The sequence below is a fragment of the Streptomyces sp. RPT161 genome, from assembly GCF_027533845.1.
GTDB classification, from domain to species: domain Bacteria; phylum Actinomycetota; class Actinomycetes; order Streptomycetales; family Streptomycetaceae; genus Streptantibioticus_A; species Streptantibioticus_A silvisoli_A.
Window position 1 is genome coordinate 711,035 of sequence record NZ_JAPZVN010000002.1, and the last position, 18,403, is coordinate 729,437.

17 protein-coding genes and 1 riboswitch are annotated in these 18,403 nt (G+C 73.5%); of the genes, 5 read left to right on the top strand and 12 right to left on the bottom strand.

Annotated elements, in window-relative coordinates; all coding sequences use genetic code 11:
• Positions 1–8 precede the first annotated feature (8 nt).
• The 12 genes from O5O46_RS07850 to O5O46_RS07905 all read right to left on the bottom strand — a co-directional run bounded on the left by O5O46_RS07850 (position 9) and on the right by O5O46_RS07905 (position 12,480).
• Positions 9–239 carry a ribosomal protein L7/L12 gene (locus O5O46_RS07850; RefSeq protein WP_269854506.1) on the bottom strand — a complete coding sequence of 77 codons (231 nt, stop codon included), beginning with the start codon at positions 237–239 and terminating at the stop codon, positions 9–11.
• A 21-nt stretch (positions 240–260) separates the two neighbouring features.
• On the bottom strand, positions 261–1,331 hold the full coding sequence (cobC, locus tag O5O46_RS07855; RefSeq protein WP_443072422.1) for an Rv2231c family pyridoxal phosphate-dependent protein CobC: 1,071 nt from the start codon (positions 1,329–1,331) through the stop codon (positions 261–263).
• Positions 1,319–2,080, bottom strand: a complete 762-nt coding sequence (locus O5O46_RS07860) for a sirohydrochlorin chelatase (protein ID WP_269854508.1) — start codon at positions 2,078–2,080, stop codon at positions 1,319–1,321. Before O5O46_RS07860 ends, cobC begins: the two co-directional genes overlap by 13 nt.
• 102 nt (positions 2,081–2,182) lie before the next feature.
• A complete protein-coding gene (locus tag O5O46_RS07865) occupies positions 2,183–2,593 on the bottom strand; it encodes a cobalamin biosynthesis protein (protein ID WP_443072423.1) in 411 nt (136 codons plus the stop codon).
• Positions 2,590–3,984 (bottom strand): cobyrinate a,c-diamide synthase, encoded by a 1,395-nt coding sequence (locus O5O46_RS07870; RefSeq protein ID WP_269854509.1) that lies wholly within the window; start codon positions 3,982–3,984, stop codon positions 2,590–2,592. Before O5O46_RS07870 ends, O5O46_RS07865 begins: the two co-directional genes overlap by 4 nt.
• On the bottom strand, positions 3,978–4,574 hold the full coding sequence (cobO, locus tag O5O46_RS07875; protein WP_269854510.1) for a cob(I)yrinic acid a,c-diamide adenosyltransferase: 597 nt from the start codon (positions 4,572–4,574) through the stop codon (positions 3,978–3,980). Before cobO ends, O5O46_RS07870 begins: the two co-directional genes overlap by 7 nt.
• Positions 4,574–6,589, bottom strand: coding sequence for a putative cobaltochelatase (locus O5O46_RS07880; RefSeq protein ID WP_269854511.1), 2,016 nt, complete (start codon positions 6,587–6,589; stop codon positions 4,574–4,576). The genes cobO and O5O46_RS07880 overlap by 1 nt, the downstream gene beginning before the upstream one ends.
• A 29-nt stretch (positions 6,590–6,618) precedes the next feature.
• Positions 6,619–8,127 (bottom strand): cobyric acid synthase, encoded by a 1,509-nt coding sequence (locus tag O5O46_RS07885; RefSeq protein WP_269854512.1) that lies wholly within the window; start codon positions 8,125–8,127, stop codon positions 6,619–6,621.
• Complete coding sequence (locus O5O46_RS07890) at positions 8,124–9,074, bottom strand: cobalamin biosynthesis protein (RefSeq protein ID WP_269854513.1); 951 nt, start codon at positions 9,072–9,074, stop codon at positions 8,124–8,126. Before O5O46_RS07890 ends, O5O46_RS07885 begins: the two co-directional genes overlap by 4 nt.
• 120 nt (positions 9,075–9,194) lie before the next feature.
• A riboswitch (cobalamin riboswitch) is annotated at positions 9,195–9,320 on the bottom strand.
• Positions 9,321–9,466: 146 nt separating this feature from the next.
• A complete protein-coding gene (locus O5O46_RS07895) occupies positions 9,467–9,661 on the bottom strand; it encodes a hypothetical protein (RefSeq protein ID WP_269854514.1) in 195 nt (64 codons plus the stop codon).
• On the bottom strand, positions 9,658–10,887 hold the full coding sequence (locus O5O46_RS07900) for an inorganic phosphate transporter (RefSeq protein WP_269854515.1): 1,230 nt from the start codon (positions 10,885–10,887) through the stop codon (positions 9,658–9,660). Before O5O46_RS07900 ends, O5O46_RS07895 begins: the two co-directional genes overlap by 4 nt.
• A 201-nt stretch (positions 10,888–11,088) precedes the next feature.
• Positions 11,089–12,480 carry an NAD(P)/FAD-dependent oxidoreductase gene (locus O5O46_RS07905; protein ID WP_269854516.1) on the bottom strand — a complete coding sequence of 464 codons (1,392 nt, stop codon included), beginning with the start codon at positions 12,478–12,480 and terminating at the stop codon, positions 11,089–11,091.
• Between the two features lie 105 nt (positions 12,481–12,585).
• Here O5O46_RS07905 and O5O46_RS07910 point away from each other — a divergent pair, with 105 nt between their 5' ends.
• The 5 genes from O5O46_RS07910 to O5O46_RS07930 all read left to right on the top strand — a co-directional run bounded on the left by O5O46_RS07910 (position 12,586) and on the right by O5O46_RS07930 (position 18,378).
• The gene (locus tag O5O46_RS07910; protein ID WP_269854517.1) at positions 12,586–13,233 is read left to right on the top strand and encodes a class II aldolase/adducin family protein; all 648 of its coding nucleotides are present in this window, start codon (positions 12,586–12,588) and stop codon (positions 13,231–13,233) included.
• Positions 13,234–13,331: 98 nt separating this feature from the next.
• Complete coding sequence (locus O5O46_RS07915; RefSeq protein WP_269854518.1) at positions 13,332–14,462, top strand: alpha/beta hydrolase; 1,131 nt, start codon at positions 13,332–13,334, stop codon at positions 14,460–14,462.
• A 76-nt stretch (positions 14,463–14,538) separates the two neighbouring features.
• Entirely contained in the window at positions 14,539–15,912 is a 1,374-nt protein-coding gene (locus tag O5O46_RS07920) for a hypothetical protein (protein ID WP_269854519.1), read from the top strand.
• Positions 15,913–16,143: 231 nt separating this feature from the next.
• Positions 16,144–17,742, top strand: a complete 1,599-nt coding sequence (abc-f, locus tag O5O46_RS07925; RefSeq protein WP_269854520.1) for a ribosomal protection-like ABC-F family protein — start codon at positions 16,144–16,146, stop codon at positions 17,740–17,742.
• 414 nt (positions 17,743–18,156) lie between these two features.
• A complete protein-coding gene (locus tag O5O46_RS07930) occupies positions 18,157–18,378 on the top strand; it encodes a helix-turn-helix domain-containing protein (protein ID WP_018541244.1) in 222 nt (73 codons plus the stop codon).
• Positions 18,379–18,403 lie beyond the last annotated feature (25 nt).

The following is an 18,403-nucleotide window of genomic DNA, read 5'->3' on the forward strand; positions in this document are numbered from 1 at the left end:
CCGGCGGCTCAGGCCTGGGAAGCCAGTTGGTCCACCGCGGCCTTGGCTTCCTTCAGGCCCACGCCGGTGGCCTCGCGGTAGGCCTTGATGGCGTTGAGCATCTTGCCTTCCTGGATGAACTCGCGGACCTCCCGCAGTTCTGGCTGGTCGACCTGGATGCCCAGGTGTTCCATGATCAGGTCGAGCTTCTTCTCCACGCGGACCAGCCGGCGTTCCAGTAGGTCGAAGTTGGTGAACATGCCTGTGGATCCTACGGGTTGCTACGGGAGGGCGGCGCGGGCCAGGGCGGTGGTGAACGCGTCGGTCGTGGCGCGGTCCCGTACCGCCACCCGCAGCCAGTCGGGGCCCAGGCCGGGGAACGTGTCGGCACGGCGGACCGCGAAGCCCAACTCCCTCAGGCGCTCGCGGACCTTCGCCGCCTGCGGCAACCGCAGCAGCAGGAACGGCGCCTCGGCCGGGCCCACCACCTCGACGGCCGGGAGGTCCGCCAGCCGGGACAGCAGATGCTCCCGCTCCTGTGCGATGCGCCGCGCCGCCTCCGCGGCCTCCGCCACGGCGGGCGGGGCACAGCACGCCTCGGCCGCCGCCAGCGCCGGGGTGGCGACCGGCCACAGCGGTTGCGCGCGCTCCAGCGCGGCGATCGTCGGCGGGGCGGCGAGCACATAGCCGATGCGCAGCCCCGCCAGCCCCCAGGTCTTGGTGAGGCTGCGCAGCACCACCACACCGGGCAGATCGCGGCGCTCCGCCAGCGACGCGCGCTCGCCCGGCACCGCGTCCATGAACGCCTCGTCGACCACCACCGTGCGGCCGGGGCGGGCCAGTCCGGCGAGGGTGCGCGTCGGATGCAGCACGGACGTGGGATTCGTCGGATTGCCGATCACCACGAAGTCGGCGTCCTGCGGCACGTCCGCCGGGTCCAGCCGGAAGCCGGACTCGTACCGCAGCAGCACCCGGTGCACCGGATGACCCGCGTCCCGCAACGCCGCCTCGGGCTCGGTGAACTGCGGATGCACCACGACCGCCCGGCGCGGCGCGAGAGCACGGGCCAGCAGTACGAACGCTTCCGCCGCGCCCGCGGTCAACAGCACCTCCTCGGACGGCCTGCCGTGCCGCCGCGCGACCGCCTGCCGGGCCGCCCGGCCGTCCGGATAGGCGGCAAGTCCGGCCAGTGAGGCGGTTATCCGTGCCAACAGCCACGAAGGGGGCGTTCCGGTACGGACGTTGACGGCCAGGTCCACCAGGTCCGCGCCGTCGTCACGGACCTCCGCGTCGCCGTGGTGGCGCAGGTCGTGTTCGTCCGCATGGGTTGGCACGGCTGTCACGGCGCACACACCTCGCAGTCCTCGCGCAGCGCCTCGTGGTACCGGGCCAGTACCAGTTCTGCCAACTCCGGTGTACCGCCGACCGCTTCGGCGTACCGCACATCGATCCCCGGGTGCGCCTCCGCCCAGCCCTCGGCCTGCTGCCGGACCCTGCCCGCCAACGGGCCGCCGAACAGGAAGTACGGCAGCACCACCACCCGGCGCGCGCCGAGCCGCACACAGCGGTCGAGCCCCGAGGGCACATCGGGTGCGGCGACCGAGCCGAACGCGGTCTCCACGCCCGCGTAACCGCGCCCCTCCCACAGCAGCCGTGCCGCCCGGTGCGCCTCGGCGTTGCCGTCGGGGTCGGTGGTGCCCCGGCCGACCAGCAGCACCGTGGTCGCCGCGCGGTCGGAGGGGGAGCGGCGGCCGTCGCCCAGCGCCGCGTCCAGGCGGCGCTCCAACGCCTCCAGCAGTTCCGGCCGCGCGTCCAGCGGCAGGTGCCGGTACGAGGTGTCCGGGTGCCGCAGCGCTTCGCGGCGCAGCGCGTCCCGCACACCGCCGGTGGCCAGCGCCAACGGCACGGCCGCGAAGTGCCGTACGCCGTGCCGCGCCACCAGCTCGTCGACCGTGTCGGCCAGTGACTCGACGGATCCGCCGCCGACCGGTAGCCACGGCGCGCGCTCACCGACCGTTCTGACAAGCGAGTGGAGGGCAGCGGGCTCCTCGGCGTCGCGCGGACCAGGACCGATCAGCAGTAGGGCGGGCGGCGAGGTCACGGGGGTGTCTCCTTGCTGCGGGTGGTGCCGGTTCTGTGCGTGCGGCACACCGTACCGGCCCTACCCAGAGGGGGAACCGGCTGGTCGCGGGGTCGTCATGGATTACCCGCGGGGTCGGGACGCCAGGGCGGCGGTGGCCGTCGGGGGACGTTCGGCGCGCGGGGTGGACTTCCGCTTGCGGACCAGGAGTTCACCGCCGGGCGCCGCGGCGAGGGCGGCGGCCTCCGCGACGCTCGGCGTGCCGACGGTGGCGAGCGCCGCGGGAGACGGGCTGGGGACCGCGATCGCGGCGAGCACCGCCGCGTCGTACGCCAGCACCGGCACGCCGCCGAGCCGCCGGGCCGCCTCGACGATCCCGGGCTCGTCCGCCTTGGCGGCGACGGTCGCCAACGCGGCGACGCGCTCCGCTGCCAGACCCGCCTCGGCCAGCACGCTTTCGATCACCTCGTACACCTCGTCGGCGGGCGCGCCCGAGCTGGCGCCCACGCCGACGACGACCCGGTGCCCGGTCAACCGGCGCACCGCGCGACGAACCTGTGGGCCAGCGAGGGTTCGGCCGCCCAGTGCGTGTGCAGGTAGGAGGCGTGCACGCCTCCCGTTGGTCCCGCGACGAACCCTTCGAGGCGGCGCGCCGGCTGCGACCAGCCCCACGCGGGGGTCCGCCCGGCTCCCGGTTCGATGGCGGTGCGGTGGAACTCATGGCCGCGCAGCCGGGTTCCGGCCTCGGCCAGCGCGCTGTCGGCCACCGCGACGGCATCGCGGTAGCCGAGCGTCAGCCGGTCGGTCATCCGGGCGGTGGCGTCGAGCACACCGCACATGGGCGCGCCGTCCAACTCCCTTGCCAGGTACAGCAGTCCGGCGCACTCAGCCGCCACCGGGGCTCCTGCGGACGCCAGGGTGGCGACCGCCTTGCGGAGGAGTTCGTTGGCGGAGAGTTCCGGGGCGTAGACCTCCGGGAAGCCACCGCCGATCACCAGCCCGGCGGTGCGGTCGGGGAGCCGTTCGTCGCGCAGCGGGTCGAACGGGATGACCTCCGCGCCCGCGGCGGTGAGGAGTTCCGTGTGTTCCGGGTACGAGAACGTGAAGGCCGGGCCGCTGGCCATCGCCACGACCGGACGCGGGGCCGCCGTGGGGCTGTGCCCCTCCGTTCCGCCCCGGCGGAAGGGCCGCCCACAAGCCAGCGGGTCCCATGGTTCGTCGGTCAGCACGGGAGCCGTCCTGGCCAGGGCCAGCAGCGCGTCCATGTCGCAGCCCGCCAGGACGCGATCCGCCATCTCGCGTACCGCGCCCACCGCCTCCGTGCGGCGTTCCGCCGCCGGGATCAGGCCCAAGTGGCGTGCCGGGACGGCGAGTCGGGCGGAGCGGCGCAGTACGCCCAGCACCGGGACGCCCGACTCCTCCAGCGCCTCGCGCAGCAGTGCTTCATGGCGATCGGAGCCGACCTTGTTGAGGATGACGCCGCCGATTCGCACCTCGGGGTCCCAGGACGCGAAGCCGTGCACCAGCGCGGCCACCGAGCGGGACTGCGACGAGGCGTCCACCACCAGCACCACAGGCGCCCGCAGCAGCTTCGCCACCTGCGCGGTGGAGGCCAACTCGCCCTGTCCCGCCGCACCGTCGTACAGCCCCATCACGCCCTCGACCACGGCCAGGTCGGCGGCGCGCGCACCGTGCAGGAACAGCGGCGCGACGCGCTGCGGGCCGCACAGATAGGCGTCCAGGTTGCGGCCCGGGCGGCCGGTGGCCAGCGTGTGGTACCCGGGGTCGATGTAGTCCGGGCCGACCTTGTGCGGTGAGACAGCCAGGCCGCGCTGGGCGAAGGCGGCCATCAGACCGGTGGCTACGGTGGTCTTGCCGCTGCCCGAGGAGGGAGCGGCGATCACCAGACGTGGAACGGCTACCACTCGATGCCCCGCTGGCCCTTCTGCCCGCTGTCCATCGGGTGCTTGACCTTGGTCATGTCGGTCACCAGGTCGGCGGCGTCGATGAGCTTCTGCGGCGCGTTGCGGCCGGTGATGACCACGTGCTGGGTGCCGGGGCGGTCCCGTAGCGCCGCCAGCACCTCATCGGTGTCCACCCAGCCCCAGTGCATCGGATAGGCGAACTCGTCCAGCACGTAGAGCCGGTAGGTCTCGGCGGCCAGGTCGCGCCTGACCTGCGCCCAGCCCTCCCGGGCCGCCTCCTCGCTGGACTCCAGGTCGCGCTGCACCCACGACCAGCCCTCGCCCATCTTGTGCCAGGCGACCGTGCCGCCCTCGCCGGAGTCTCCGAGCACCCGCAGCGCCCGCTCCTCACCGACCCGCCACTTGGCGGACTTGACGAACTGGAACACCCCGACCGGCCAGCCCTGGTTCCAGGCGCGCAGCGCCATGCCGAAGGCGGCCGTCGACTTGCCCTTGCCGGTACCGGTGTGCACGATCGTCAGCGGGCGGTTCCGCCGCTGACGCGTCGTCAGGCCGTCCTCCGGCACCACACTCGGCTTCCCCTGCGGCATTACGCGGCCCTCCTGACGTCGCGTACCAGCGCGGACACCGCGTCCGCGCGCAACTCGTCCAAAGTGACGGCGGTACCGGACAGTTCACGGGCGAGCGCACCCGCGAGCCCCAGCCGAACCGGTCCGCTCTCGCAGTCCACGACCACCGACGCCACTCCCTCGGCGGCCAGCAGCCGCGCCGCGCGCGCCGCCAGCGCCACCGGCTCCGGCCCTCCGGTAGCGCGGCCGTCCGTCACCACGACCAGCAGCGGCCGCCGGGACGCGTCCCGCAGCCGCTCCACCCGCAGCACCTCGCGGGCCCTGAGCAGCCCGGCGGCCAGCGGAGTACGGCCACCGGTCGGCAGCTTCTCCAGCCGGGTCGCGCCCGCCTCCACCGAGGAGGTCGGCGGCAGGGCCAGTTCCGCGCCGGTGCCGCGGAAGGTCACCAACCCCACCTTGTCGCGCCGCTGGTAGGCGTCGAGCAGCAGCGAGAGCACCGCGCCCTTCACCGCGGCCATCCGCTGCCGGGCCGCCATCGAACCGGAGGCGTCGACCACGAACAGCACCAGATTGCCCTCCCGGCCCTCCCGTACCGCCTGCCGCAGGTCGTCCTTGCGCAGCACGAGACCGGGACCGCTGCGCCCGCGCGCCCGCTGGTGCGGGGCGGCGGCGGTCACGGTGGCGGCCAGGTGCAGCTTGGTCAGCGCGCCCCGGGGGCGGCGGGCGCCGGTGGTGCGGCCGTGCTCGGTACGCGCCCGGGAGCGCCGCCCGGCGACGCCGTCGCCAAGTCCCGAGACGGTGAGGGTCTTCGTGCGGAACGGCTCGGTGGCGGCCACCGCGGCCTGCTCGGCGCCGCCGGGCGCGGGACCCGCCGCGTCACCGCTCGGGTCGGGCTGCCGCTCGTCGGGCCGTTCACCGGAGCGCTGGTCGGGGACGGCCGGGTCGCCCGCCGGCCCGTCCTGCGGGGGCTGCCCACCGCCGTCCGGGCCGCCGGGGCCGTCCGGATCCGGGTCGTCGTCCTCGCCGCGGGACTCCTCCAGCGTCTCGTCCAGCTTCTGCTCGTCCAGCCCCGGTGCGTCGAACGGGTTGCGGCGGCGCCGGTGCGGCAGGGCCAGCAGCGCGGCCTGCCGTACGTCCTCGTCCAGCACCTCGGTACGGCCCGCCCAGGCGGCCAGCGCGGTGGCGGTGCGGGCGGTCACGATGTCCGCGCGCATCCCGTCCACCTCGAAAGCCGCGCACACCGCGGCGATCTGGCGCAGCGCGGCGTCGCCGAGCCGCACCGACGGCAGCAACCCGCGTGCGGCGGCGATGCGTTGGCGCAGCTCGTCCTCCTCGGCCGCCCAGCGCGCGGCGAACGCCGCCGGATCCTCGTCGTACGCCAGCCGCCTGCGCACCACCTCGACCCGCTGGTCCGGCTCGCGGGACGCCGACACCTCCACGGTGAGCCCGAACCGGTCGAGCAACTGCGGGCGCAGTTCGCCCTCTTCGGGGTTCATCGTGCCGACGAGCAGGAAGCGCGCGGCGTGCCGCACCGAGACGCCCTCGCGCTCGACGTGCGAGGCGCCCATCGCGGCGGCGTCCAGCAGCAGGTCGACCAGGTGGTCGTGGAGCAGGTTGACCTCGTCGACGTAGAGCACCCCGCGGTGCGCGGCGGCCAGCAGACCGGGCTCGAAGGCCTTCTCGCCCTCGGCCAGGGCCCGTTCGATGTCCAGTGCGCCCACCAGCCGGTCCTCGGAGGCGCCCACCGGCAGCTCCACCATCCGCGCCGGACGGTGCGCTCCACCGTCCGCCGGGTCGTGCGGGCCGTCCGGGCAGGCCGGGTCCGGTGCCTGCGGGTCACAGGAGAAGCGGCACCCCGGCACCACCTCGACCGTCGGCATCAACGCCGAAAGCGCCCGTACCGCGGTCGACTTGGCGGTGCCCTTCTCACCCCGCACCAGCACACCGCCGACCGCCGGGGAGACGGCGTTCAGCAGCAGCGCCAGCCGCAGGTCGTCCATCCCGACGATCGCCGTGAAGGGGTAGTGGGTGCTCACGCCGGGATTCCTCCTACGAGTGATGGATGTCACGGTGCCCCCGGAGCCAGGAACGGGAGACCGGCGGGCACGCCGTCCTCGATGAGCCGCAGCAGAGCCGCGGTGTCGGCGTGCTCCTCGATCAGGTCGCCGAGGCGGTCCAACTGCTCCTCGCGCAGCGCGGCGAAGCTGGTGTCCGGCGCCGGTACGAAGCGGCGCCCGGCCGCCCGCGCCACCTCGCGCAGGAACGCCCGGCGGAAGCCGTCGCTCTCCAGCGAGCCGTGCCAGTGCGTGCCCCAGACCGCGCCCACCCGCACCCCGTCCAGGAACGGCTCGCCGCCGTCGTCGAGTCGGGCCAGGCCATGGTGGATCTCGTAGCCCTCGACCGGCTCGCCCAGCGCCTTGCCGGACGGGCGGGCGAGGGTCTTGCGCGGTGCGAACCGGACCCGCACCGGCAGCAGTCCGAGCCCCTCGACGGTTCCGGCGCGCGACTCGACCTCGTCCTCGATGGTCCGCCCGAGGGCCTGGAAGCCGCCGCAGATGCCCAGCACCGGCCTGCCCTCGGCGGCTCGCCGCCGTACCGCGTCGGCCAGTCCCCGCTCCCGCAGCCAGCGCAGGGCCTTGACGGTGCCGCGGGTGCCGGGCAGCACCACCAGATCGGCGTCGGCCAGTTCCTCCGGCCGGTCCACGAAGCGCACCACCACACCGGGTTCCGCGGCCAGCGCGTCCACGTCGGTGAAGTTGGACATCAGCGGTACGGCGGCGACCGCCACCCGCAACACGTCCTCGCCGTACGGCGGAGCCGAGTTGGACTCCCGGACCGTGCCGCGCAGCGACACCCGAAGGCCGTCCTCCTCGTCGATGCCCAACCCGTGCGCGTACGGCAGCACACCGAACGTGGCGCGTCCGGTGAGGCCGCGCAGCATCTCCAACCCGGGCTCCAGCAGCGAGACGTCGCCGCGGAACTTGTTCACAAGGTACCCGGCGAGCAGTGCCTGGTCCTCGCGGCCGAGCAGCGCGGTGGTGCCGAAGAAGGAGGCGAAGACACCGCCGCGGTCGATGTCACCGACCACCACCACCGGAAGCCGGGCGGCGCGCGCCAGGCCCATGTTGACGATGTCGGTGCGGCGCAGGTTGATCTCCGCGGGGCTGCCCGCGCCCTCGCAGATCACCACGTCATGGGTGTCACGCAACCGCTGGAGGCAGTCCGTGACGGTTTCGAGCAGTCTCTCCTGGCGGCCGCTGTGGTAGCCGCGGGCGCTCAACTCGCCCACCGGCTTGCCCAGTAGCACCACCTGGCTGGTGCTGTCGCCGCCGGGCTTGAGCAGCACCGGGTTCATCAGCGCGCTCGGCTCGACCCGGGCGGCCTGCGCCTGCATCGCCTGGGCGCGGCCGATCTCCGCGCCGTCGCGGGTGACGAAGGAGTTCAGCGACATGTTCTGCGCCTTGAACGGGGCGACGCTGACACCCCTGCGGGCCAGCCAGCGGCAGATGCCCGCCGTCACCACGCTCTTGCCCGCGTCCGACGTGGTACCCGCGACCAACAGCCCACCGCTCACCGCGTCCCCCTTCCGCTTCCGCGCAGTACGTACCGGCCCGCGACACAGGTGGCCAGCGCCAGCGCGCTCACCCGGCGGGAAAGCCGTACCGCGCGCTCGATGTCCGCCACCTCCACCGGCCGGTTGCCGTCCCCCAGCACCGGGCGGCGCTCGATCCGGCCGCCGTAGGAGAGTGTTCCGCCCAGCCGTACCCCCAGGGCGCCCGCGAACGACGCCTCCACCGGACCGGCGTTGGGGCTCGGGTGCTTGGGGCCGTCCGTCCGCCAAGTGCGCCAGGCCGCACGGCGGTTGGGCGCGGCGAGCACGGTGAGGGCGGCGGTCAACCGCGAACCGGGGTAGCCCGCGACGTCGTCCAGCCGGGCGGACGCCCAGCCGAACCGCCGGTAGCGCGGCGAGCGGTGACCGACCATCGCGTCCAGGGTGTTGACCGCCCGGAACCCGACCAGCCCCGGCACGCCGCCGAGCGCGCCCCACACCAGGGCGCCGACCACCGCGTCCGAGGTGTTCTCCGCGACCGACTCCACCACGGCGCGGGCGATCTGCTGCCCGTCCAGCGCCTGCGGGTCCCGGCCGCACAGGTGCGGCAGCCGCTCCCGGGCCAGCCGCAGGTCCCCGGCGGCCAGCGCGGCGCCGACGGTACGGGCTTCGCGGGCCAGCGAGGTGCCGCCCAGCACGGCCCAGGTCGCCGCGCCGGTCAGCGCCACCGAGGCGGCGGGGGAGCGGCGGGCCAGCCGGGAGGCCGCGGTGGCGGCGGCCACCGCGCCGCCCGCGCACAGCGCGGTGAAGACGGTGCCGCGGGCGCGGTCGTCCCGCCACAGGGCGCGTTCACAGGCGGCGGCGGCCCGGCCGAACGCGGCGACCGGATGCCCCCGGCGCGGGTCACCGGTGAGCAGGTCGCCCGCGAAGCCAAGGACCGCGCCGTACCCGAAGAGACGGTCGGCACGCATGGGTCAGACCGCCGTCGTTCCTCGGCGCGGGTGTGGCGTCAGGGCGAAGGGTGGTGTGCCGCGCATGGCAGGAGTCCTCACTCAGGGTCCGCGCCCTGGTTCGACGTGACCGGCGATGAGAGTCTCCTGGCTCCCGGATCGGCGCGCCCCCTGGCCTTCCAGCCGATCGCTCGGCCGTGACCCTCGGGTGGGAACGCACTCCCCGGTGACAGTGGCGGGACCGCGCCGGATTCACACCGGCTTCCTCTCCTGTCGCCGTTTGGGCTTGTTGGTGCCGTATGGCACCGGGCAGTCCACCACGCTGCGGGAACGGCAGTCAACTGGGCTTTGACCGACCAGGGGTGAGTGTGCGAAGCCCCACACGCGGCGCGCACGGCGTGCGCGCCCCGCGCTCAGCCCGCGATGAGATAGAGGCCGTAGGCGACGGCCGCCGCGCACACGGCGAAGGCCGCGTACCCGGTGGTGCGCGCCGACTGCTGCTGCTTGGACAGACCGACGATGCCGAGGGTGAACAGGCCCACCAGGCCGACGGTCGCGACCAGGCTCACGCCCGCTACCGAGGCCAGGGCGCTCCAGTCGATGTTCACAGTGCGGCTTCCTTCCGGGTGGCGTTCGGCTGCGGGGCCGGGATGGTGGCGGTGAGCGCCGGGTCGGCGGCGAAGGCGTCGAACGCCGGGGCGGCGGCCGGTTGCCGCGGCGGCACCAGCTCGTCGATGTCGTTGACGTTGGTGTGGTCCACCGGCTTGCGCATCGAGACCAGCCAGGATCCGGCGCATACGGCAAGACCGAGCAGACCGACCAGCAGCACGCCCCAACCACCCTGCAGGGCGACGAACGTGGCGCCTCCGGCCACCAGTCCGGCGGCGGGCAGGGTGATCAGCCAGGACAGCACCATGCGCCGCACCACGCCCCAGCGCACCACCGCGCCCTGCCGGCCGAGCCCGGTGCCGGTGACCGCTCCGGAGACCACATGGGTGGTGGACAGTGCGAAGCCCAGGTGGGAGGAGGCGAGGATGGTGGTGGCGGCGGCGGTCTGGGCGGCGAAACCCTGCGGCGGCTGGATGTCGGTGAGCTTCTTGCCCATGGTGCGGATGATCCGCCAACCGCCCAGGTAGGTACCGAGGCCCATGGCGCTCGCGGCGGCCAGGATGACCCACAGCGGCGGGTCGGAGTGCGGGGCGACCATGCCGCCGGTGACCAGCGCCAGGGTGATGACTCCCATGGTCTTCTGGGCGTCGCTGGTGCCGTGCGCGAGTGAGACCAGGGCGGCGGAGGCGATCTGGCCCGCGCGGTAGCCCTTCGAGGTGGCCTCGGGGTCGGCGTTCCGGCCGACGCGGTAGGTCACCCTGGTCGCCAGCATCGCGGCCAAACCGGCGACGAACGGTGAGACCACCGCCGGGATGAGGATCTTCATCACGATGGCGTTGCCGTGGATGCCGTGCGCTCCGACGGCCACCAGCGTCGCGCCGATCAGCCCGCCGAACAGGGCGTGCGAGGAACTGGATGGTAGTCCGGCGAGCCAGGTCACCAGATTCCAGACAATGGCGCCGACCAGCGCCGCGAAGATCACTTCGGGTTTGACCCCGGCTTTTTCGTCGATGATTCCGCCGGAAATCGTCTTGGCCACCTGGACCGAGAGGAACGCGCCGACGAGGTTGAGGACTGCCGACATCGCCACCGCCGCCTTCGGCGCTAGCGCCCCGGTGGAAATGGTGGTGGCCATGGCGTTGGCGGTGTCATGGAAACCGTTCGTGAAATCGAACACGAGAGCGGTGACGATCACGACTCCGATGAGCAGCGTGAGGTGTTCCATTCACCCAGACAATCGTTCGGGCGGGCAGCGACGCGGCGACCGTACGGACTGAGTGTGAACGAAAGGTTAACGACATACGCCCTGCCGGTGCGGGGGACGCGGATCGCGCCAGGTTTCCCCGGGAAATCGGAATGGCGCGGAACCTTCGGGCCGCGTGGGGACGCGGTCGCGGGACTTCGGCGCGCACCGGAGGGGGCCGGGTCAGTGGCGGCCCGAGATCCGGTCGGCGAGCTGGGCCAGCCGGTCGGTGCGGGTGGAGCGGGCGGCCCGCTCGCGGCCGTCCGCGGCACGGTACGCCGCGTACAGGCCGTGCACTCCGAGCCAGCGGAACGGCTCCGGTTCCCAGCGCCGCACCCGGTGGCCCACCCACGGCAGCCCGGTCAGCTCGGTCGCCGCGCCCTGGCCGGAGTCCAACTGGACCAGGTCGCGCAGCGTACGGGCCGCCAGGTTCGCCGTGGCGACGCCGCTGCCCACGTAGCCGCCCGCCCATCCGAGGCCGGTCGCCCGGTCCAGCTCGACGCTCGCGCACCAGTCCCGCGGCACGCCCAGCACGCCCGACCAGGCGTGGTCGATCGCCACCCCGGCGGTCGCCGGGAAGAAGCGGACCAGGATCTCCCGCAGCGCCGCCACCGTCGACTCCTGGGTCCGGCCGTCGTTGTCCGTACGCGAACCGAAGCGGTACGGGATGCCGCGCCCGCCCAGCGCTATGCGGTCGTCGGCGGTGCGCTGCGCGTACATGTAGGCGTGCGCCATGTCGCCCAGCGTCTCCATGCCCTCCCACCCGATGGTGTCCCACACGCGCCGCGGCAGCGGCTCGGTGACGATCATCGAGGAGTTCATCGGCAGCCAGGACCGCCGCTGCCCCCGGATCCCGGCCGTGAAGCCCTCGGTGCAGCGCAGCACGTAGGGCGCCCGCACCGTGCCGTACGGGGTGATCGCGTGTTTCGGCCGGATCTCGGTCACCGGGGTTGACTCGTGGATCACCACGCCCAGCGCCTCGGCCGCCGCCGCGAGCCCGTGCACCAGCTTCACCGGGTGGATCCGCGCGCCGTGCGGCGTCCAGGTGCCGCCGACGGTGCCCGCCACCCGGATCCGCTCGGCGGCCCCCGCGGCGCCCAGCAGCAGCCGGTCCTTCTCGCCGAACGCCGTCTCGGCCTCGTGGAACGCCTTCAGCCGGGCCAACTGGGCTGGGGTGCGGGCGACTTCGAGCACCCCGCCCTTGTGGATGTCGGCGTCGATGCCCTCCTCCTCGGCGACCCGGATCACCTCGTCCACGGTGTCGTTCATGGCCCGCTGCAGCCGCACCGCCGCGTCATGGCCGTGCAGCCTGGCGTACCGGTCGCGCCCGGCGATCCCGTTGTACAGCCAGCCGCCGTTGCGGCCGGAGGCGCCGTACCCGCAGAACCGGCTCTCCAGCACCACGATCCGGAGGAACGGCGCCGCCTTCTTCAGGTAGTACGCGGTCCACAGTCCGGTGTAGCCGCCGCCCACCACGCACACGTCGGCCGCGGCGTCGCCGGGCAGCGGCTCGCGCGGGGCGGGAGCGCCGGTGTTCGCGTACCAGAAGGAGATGCCGCCGTTGACGGTTGCCATGGGTGCCCTCGTGTCGTGATCGCTGCTGGTGGCGGGACGTTACTGCGCCTTTTTCCGTACCGGCAATGGACAACGTGTCAGGATCACCACCCGGAGGTGCGGTGAATGACGGCGGACAGCGAACTGGTGGCGGCGTGGCGCGAGGTGGTGGCCACGGCCCGGCGGACGGCCGACGAGGGACTGGTGGTCGGCACCTCGGGCAACGTCTCCGCCCGGGTCGGCGATCTGGTGCTGGTGACGCCCAGCGGAGTGCGGTACGACCGGCTCGGTGACGCGGACCTGGTCGCGGTCGGGCTCGACGGTGGTCAGCGGATCGGCTCGCTGCGGCCCACCAGCGAACTGCCCATGCACCTCGCGGTGTACCGGGCGACCGACGCCCGGGCCGTCGTGCACACCCATGCCGTGCACGCCACCGCGGTGTCCACGCTGGTGGACGAACTCCCCGCCGTCCACTACATGTGCGCGGCCCTCGGGGGCGCGGTGCGGGTCGCCGGGTACGCGACGTACGGCACCGAGGAACTGGCTCGCCACATGCTGGCGGCGCTCCGCGACCGCACGGGCTGCCTGCTGCGCAACCACGGCACGGTGGTGTACGCCGACACCCTGGAGACGGCCTACGACCACACCGCCCAACTCGAATGGATGTGCCACGTCTGGCTGACCGCCCGCGCGGCGGGCACGCCGTCGGTGCTCCCGGAGACGGAGATCGCCAGGGTCGCGGACCGCCTGCGCGGCTACGGGCAACAGGGGTGACGGGGTACTGGGGGCTTGCCCCCAGAAGGAGAGAGGGCCTTCACCCCTCCGCCCGCACCCAGTGGCCCGCCGCCGTGGCGCGATCGACACTGAAGTGGATGCGCCTTCGTACTGCCGCCGCCCTGGCCGCCGCCGGTTCCCTCGGTGTCGGCGCGGTCGCCGTGGCCACCGGCCGGTGGGTGTCGGGGCTCGCCCTCAACCCGAGCCCCGACGGCCCGGCGGCCAGCCCCGCCTCCGCCCACGGCAAGCTGACCGTGCACGCGGTCGGTGCGGGGCAGGTCACCCTGACCCGGTCCCTCGCCTCGGCGCGCCCCGGCGTCTACGGGCTGAGCGCCCCGGGCTGCCACGCCACCGTCGGCCGGGTCCTGGAGACGACCCCGGACACCGTCACCCGCCGCCTGGAACGCGTCCAGTTCGGCAGGCTGGTGGACGGCGCCCAGGTGACCATGACCCCGCAGGCCTACACCGGCGAGCCGATGGGCGCGCACGGCCTGCCGTACCAGGAGGTGGCCGTCGACGGTGAACTCGGGCCGATGCCCGCCTGGTTCGTGGCCGGGGCACGCGACACCTGGGTGATCACCGTGCACGGCCTGGGCACCACCCGCCGCCATCCACTGGTCGTGCTGCCGCTGCTGCACCGGCTGCGCTTCCCGGTGCTGCTGATCAGCTACCGCAACGACCCCGGCGCCCCGGCGTCGCCCGACGGCATAGGGCATCTGGGCGACACCGAGTGGCGCGACGTGGACGCCGCGGTGCGGTACGCGGTGCGCGAGGGCGCCCGCCGGGTGGTGCTGTACGGCTGGTCGACCGGCGCGGCGATGGCGCTGCGGGTGGCCGACCACTCGCCGCTGCGGGACCGGGTGAGCGGCCTGGTGCTGGACTCCCCGGTGCTCGACTGGCAGGCCGCGGTGCGCGGGCTGGCCCGCGGGCGCGGGGTGCCGGCTCCGTTGGTGCCGCTGGGGGTGCGCGCGGCCGCGGGCCGTACCGGGCTGCACGCGGACCGGCTCGCCGGCTCCGCCGACCCGGCACTGCTGTCCGTGCCCACCCTTATCGTGCACGGCCCGGGCGACACCCTCGCCCCTTGGCGGGCGTCGCGCGACTTCGCCGAGCGGCGGCGCGAACTCGTCACCCTGCACACCGTTGCGGACGCCGAGCACCAGGCGATGTGGAACGCCGATCCGCGGGGTTACGAGGAGGCGCTGCGGCGCTTCCTGACCCCGTTGATGTGAGCACCCCGTGCCCAAGGGGTGCCGCTTGAGGGGTGCTCGTTTGGGAATCCGGGGACTCACCCGTAAGACTGCTCCCGTGACGTCCCGTTCCCAGCGTGACACCAGGCTCCGGCTCGTGACCAGGCAGCCCATCACGGCCGTACGCAGGGCCACAGAGGCCCGTCGCTCCAGGCCGCCGCGGCCGCCGGAGGGCACCCCGGCCCCCGCCGAACTCGCCGCGCTGGCACGGCTGGTGCTGGCCGACGCGGTGCGGCTGGCCCGATGGGCCGACGGTGAGGGGCGCCGCGGCGGCCGTACCAGCCCGCCGCGACCCGAGCCGAACGGCATACTGCCCGCCCCCGAGTTGCGACGCGCCGCCGAGTCACTCGGTTTGACGGACCATCGGGTGCGGGCGGCATGGAACCACGCCCGGCTGGCCGGACTGGTCGAACTGCACGACGGCACGGCCCGGTCCGGCTGGCGGCTGCGCGCCTGGGACCGCGACGACACCGCCGTGCTGCGCGGCTGGGTCGCCCTCTTCGACGCCTGGTCGCTGTGCCGTACCGCTCCGGCCGGCTCCGACCCGTCCCTGGTCGCCGAGGTCATCGAGGCCGTACCTCAACTCCTCTCGCTGCTGCACCTGTCCAGTGGCACGGCGCCCGCCCCGGCCCTGCTCGATCTGCTGCGGCAGCGGGTGGCGGAGCTGCGCACCGAACGCCACGAGCCGCCGGCTGACGGCGGCGCCGACCCGCTGCCCGCGCTGCTGGACTGGACCTGGGACGCGCTGGTCTCGGTCGGCGCGCTGCGGCCGCGTACCGACGGCGAGGACGTGGCGCTCACCGCGCTGGGGAACTGGGCGGTGTGGGTGAAGCTGGAGCAGATCTGCGTGGCCGCGCAGTCGCCCGCCGGACACATCGAGCAGTCGGCGGAGGACCTGCTGCGAGCCTGCGCGCAGTACTCGCCGGGCCCGGCCCGGGTCGAGTACCGCGCCTGGCTGGCCGCCCGCCCGGTCGCCCAGGCGGTCAGCGAACTGCTGGACGCGGCACGCGGCGACGACGCGCTGCTGCGCGGCCTGGCGTTCGAGGCGCTGCGCACCGTCGGCGCCCCCGCGGAGGCCGCCGTGCGCGCCGTGGTCGACGAGCCGCGGCTGCGCCCGTACGCCCTGCTGTGGCTCGCCGAGCAGCAGGGCGGCGAGCCGGAGCAGACGGCCCTGCTCACCCGGGAGGAGGCCACCTGGCTGTGGGTGGACACCGCGGCGGCCGTCGCCGACCACGGCGAGGCCCATCTGCTGGTCGGCCATCTGGAGACGGCGGTCCAGGAGTCGCTGCCCGCGCTGCTGGACGAGGTGCGCGCCACAGGTCATCCGCGCACCGTGCAGGTGCTGATCGCGCTGGCCGCGGCGCACCCCGACCCCGCCCTGGCCAAGGCCGTGCGGCGGGCCGCGTTCGAGGTCCACCACGGTGCGGAGTGAACGGCCCGTAGCCGAGCCCGGTGGCCGGGAAAAGCGTTTGCCAGGCCCCGGTGGCCGGGAAAAGCGTTAGCCGAGCCCGGTGGCCGGGAAAAGCGTTTGCCAGGCCCCGGTAGACTGCTTCGCATGGCAGTTCTCCTCGCGCATTAGACGGCAGCCGCAGTCCGCGACTGGGCTACCCAGCCGGACAGACCCCGCCCGTCCTGCCGTCCACCATGTCCTGGAGCCCCTTCCGTGATCACTGCCTCCGGCCTTGAGCTGCGCGCCGGCGCCCGAGTCCTCATCGAGTCCGCCTCCTTCCGCATCGCCAAGGGCGACCGCATCGGCCTGGTCGGCCGCAACGGCGCGGGCAAGACCACCCTCACCAAGGTCCTCGCCGGTGAGGGCCAGCCCGCCGCGGGCACGGTGACCCGCTCCGGCGAGATCGGCTACCTGCCGCAGGACCCGCGCACCGGCGACCTCGACACCCTTGCCCGCGACCGCATCCTGTCCGCTCGCGAACTCGACATCGTGCTGCGCAAGATGCGGGAGAACGAGGAGCGGATGGCCAACGGCAAGGGCGCCACCCGCGACAACGCGATGAAGAAGTACGCCCGCCTGGAGACCGAGTTCCTCACCAAGGGCGGCTACGCGGCCGAGGCCGAGGCCGCCACCATCGCCGCCGCGCTCGGCCTGCCCGACCGGGTTCTCGGCCAGCCGCTGCACACCCTCTCCGGCGGTCAGCGGCGCCGCGTCGAGCTGGCCCGGATCCTGTTCTCGGACGCCGACACCCTGCTGCTCGACGAGCCGACCAACCACCTCGACGCCGACTCGATCGTCTGGCTGCGCGACTACCTCAAGACCTACAGCGGCGGCTTCGTGGTCATCTCCCACGACGTCAACCTCATGGAGACGGTGGTCAACAAGGTCTTCTACCTGGACGCCAACCGCTCGGTCATCGACGTCTACAACATGGGCTGGAAGCTGTACCAGGCCCAGCGTGAGGCCGACGAGAAGCGCCGCAAGCGCGAGCGCGCCAACGCCGAGAAGAAGGCCGCCGCGCTCAACTCGCAGGCCGACAAGATGCGGGCCAAGGCCACCAAGACCGTCGCCGCGCAGAACATGGCCCGCCGCGCGGAGAAGCTGCTGTCCGGTCTCGAAGCCGTGCGGATGTCCGACAAGGTCGCCAAGCTGCGCTTCCCCGACCCGGCGCCGTGCGGCAAGACCCCGCTGATGGCCTCCGGCCTGTCCAAGTCGTACGGCTCGCTGGAGATCTTCACCGACGTCGACCTGGCCATCGACAAGGGATCCCGGGTGGTCATCCTGGGCCTCAACGGCGCGGGCAAGACCACTCTGCTGCGGCTGCTGGCCGGGGTCGAGCAGCCCGACACCGGCCAGGTCGAGCCGGGCCACGGCCTCAAGCTGGGCTACTACGCCCAGGAGCACGAGACGCTGGACCCGGACCGCACGGTGCTGGAGAACATGCGCTCGGCCGCGCCGGACATGGACCTGGTCGAGGTCCGCAAGATCCTGGGCTCGTTCCTGTTCTCCGGGGACGACGTGGACAAGCCCGCGGGCGTGCTGTCCGGCGGTGAGAAGACCCGGCTGGCGCTCGCCACCCTGGTGGTCTCCAGCGCCAACGTGCTGCTGCTCGACGAGCCCACCAACAACCTCGACCCGGCCAGCCGGGAGGAGATCCTCGGCGCGCTGCGCGGCTTCACCGGCGCGGTCGTGCTGGTCACCCACGACGAGGGCGCGGTGGACGCGCTCCAGCCGGAGCGGATCATCCTGCTGCCGGACGGCGTGGAGGACCTGTGGGGCGACGAATACGCGGACCTGGTCTCCCTCGCCTGATCCCGTACCCGTGGCGGCCGGGCCGGTAGGGCGGTCCGGCCGCGTCCGTTGCCGTGATCGGCCTTCTGGATCATTCATCTGGATCATTCGGCTTACCGGTGATCCATCATCTGCGTGAGTGCGGTTCGTACCCCGCCGCGCCAGGTCTGGACCAGTGCCCCGCTCGCCGATGATCAGCCGCGTAGCCGGGTAACGCTCCTTACGCACGGTGATGACCAGCGGCTTCTCGATCGACTTCGTTACGGTCGGGAAAGGCGGCCCTGGGAAATCCTTTCCCCGGGCCCCGCATCGCCCGGTCGGTCAGTTCCGGGGGCGGCTCAGGTAGTTCTCCCAGACCTTGTCGAATGGGTGGCCAGGAAGCGCTGGAGGGGTGATCATGAGAGTCCAGAGCGCACTTCCCTAGAGGAGGCACGGGTGGCCGAGACTCTGAAGAAGGGCAGCCGGGTTACCGGCGCCGCGCGCGAAAAGCTCGCGGCAGACCTGAAGAAGAAGTACGACGCCGGTGCGAGTATCCGGGCGTTGGCCGAGGAAACCGGCCGGTCCTACGGATTCGTGCACCGGATGCTCAGCGAGTCCGGTGTAATCCTCCGCGGTCGTGGAGGCGCGACCAGGGGCAAGAAGGCGGCCTCGGTCTGACGACCGGGCATCCAGGCGGCCACGG

Coding starts and splice junctions, on each gene's coding strand:
- O5O46_RS07850 (WP_269854506.1), bottom strand. CDS start 239: ATGTTCACCAACTTCGACCTACTGGAACGCCGGCTGGTCCGCGTGGAG.
- cobO (WP_269854510.1), bottom strand. CDS start 4,574: ATGCCGCAGGGGAAGCCGAGTGTGGTGCCGGAGGACGGCCTGACGACG.
- O5O46_RS07890 (WP_269854513.1), bottom strand. CDS start 9,074: ATGCGTGCCGACCGTCTCTTCGGGTACGGCGCGGTCCTTGGCTTCGCG.
- O5O46_RS07900 (WP_269854515.1), bottom strand. CDS start 10,887: ATGGAACACCTCACGCTGCTCATCGGAGTCGTGATCGTCACCGCTCTC.
- O5O46_RS07905 (WP_269854516.1), bottom strand. CDS start 12,480: ATGGCAACCGTCAACGGCGGCATCTCCTTCTGGTACGCGAACACCGGC.
- O5O46_RS07910 (WP_269854517.1), top strand. CDS start 12,586: ATGACGGCGGACAGCGAACTGGTGGCGGCGTGGCGCGAGGTGGTGGCC.
- O5O46_RS07915 (WP_269854518.1), top strand. CDS start 13,332: ATGCGCCTTCGTACTGCCGCCGCCCTGGCCGCCGCCGGTTCCCTCGGT.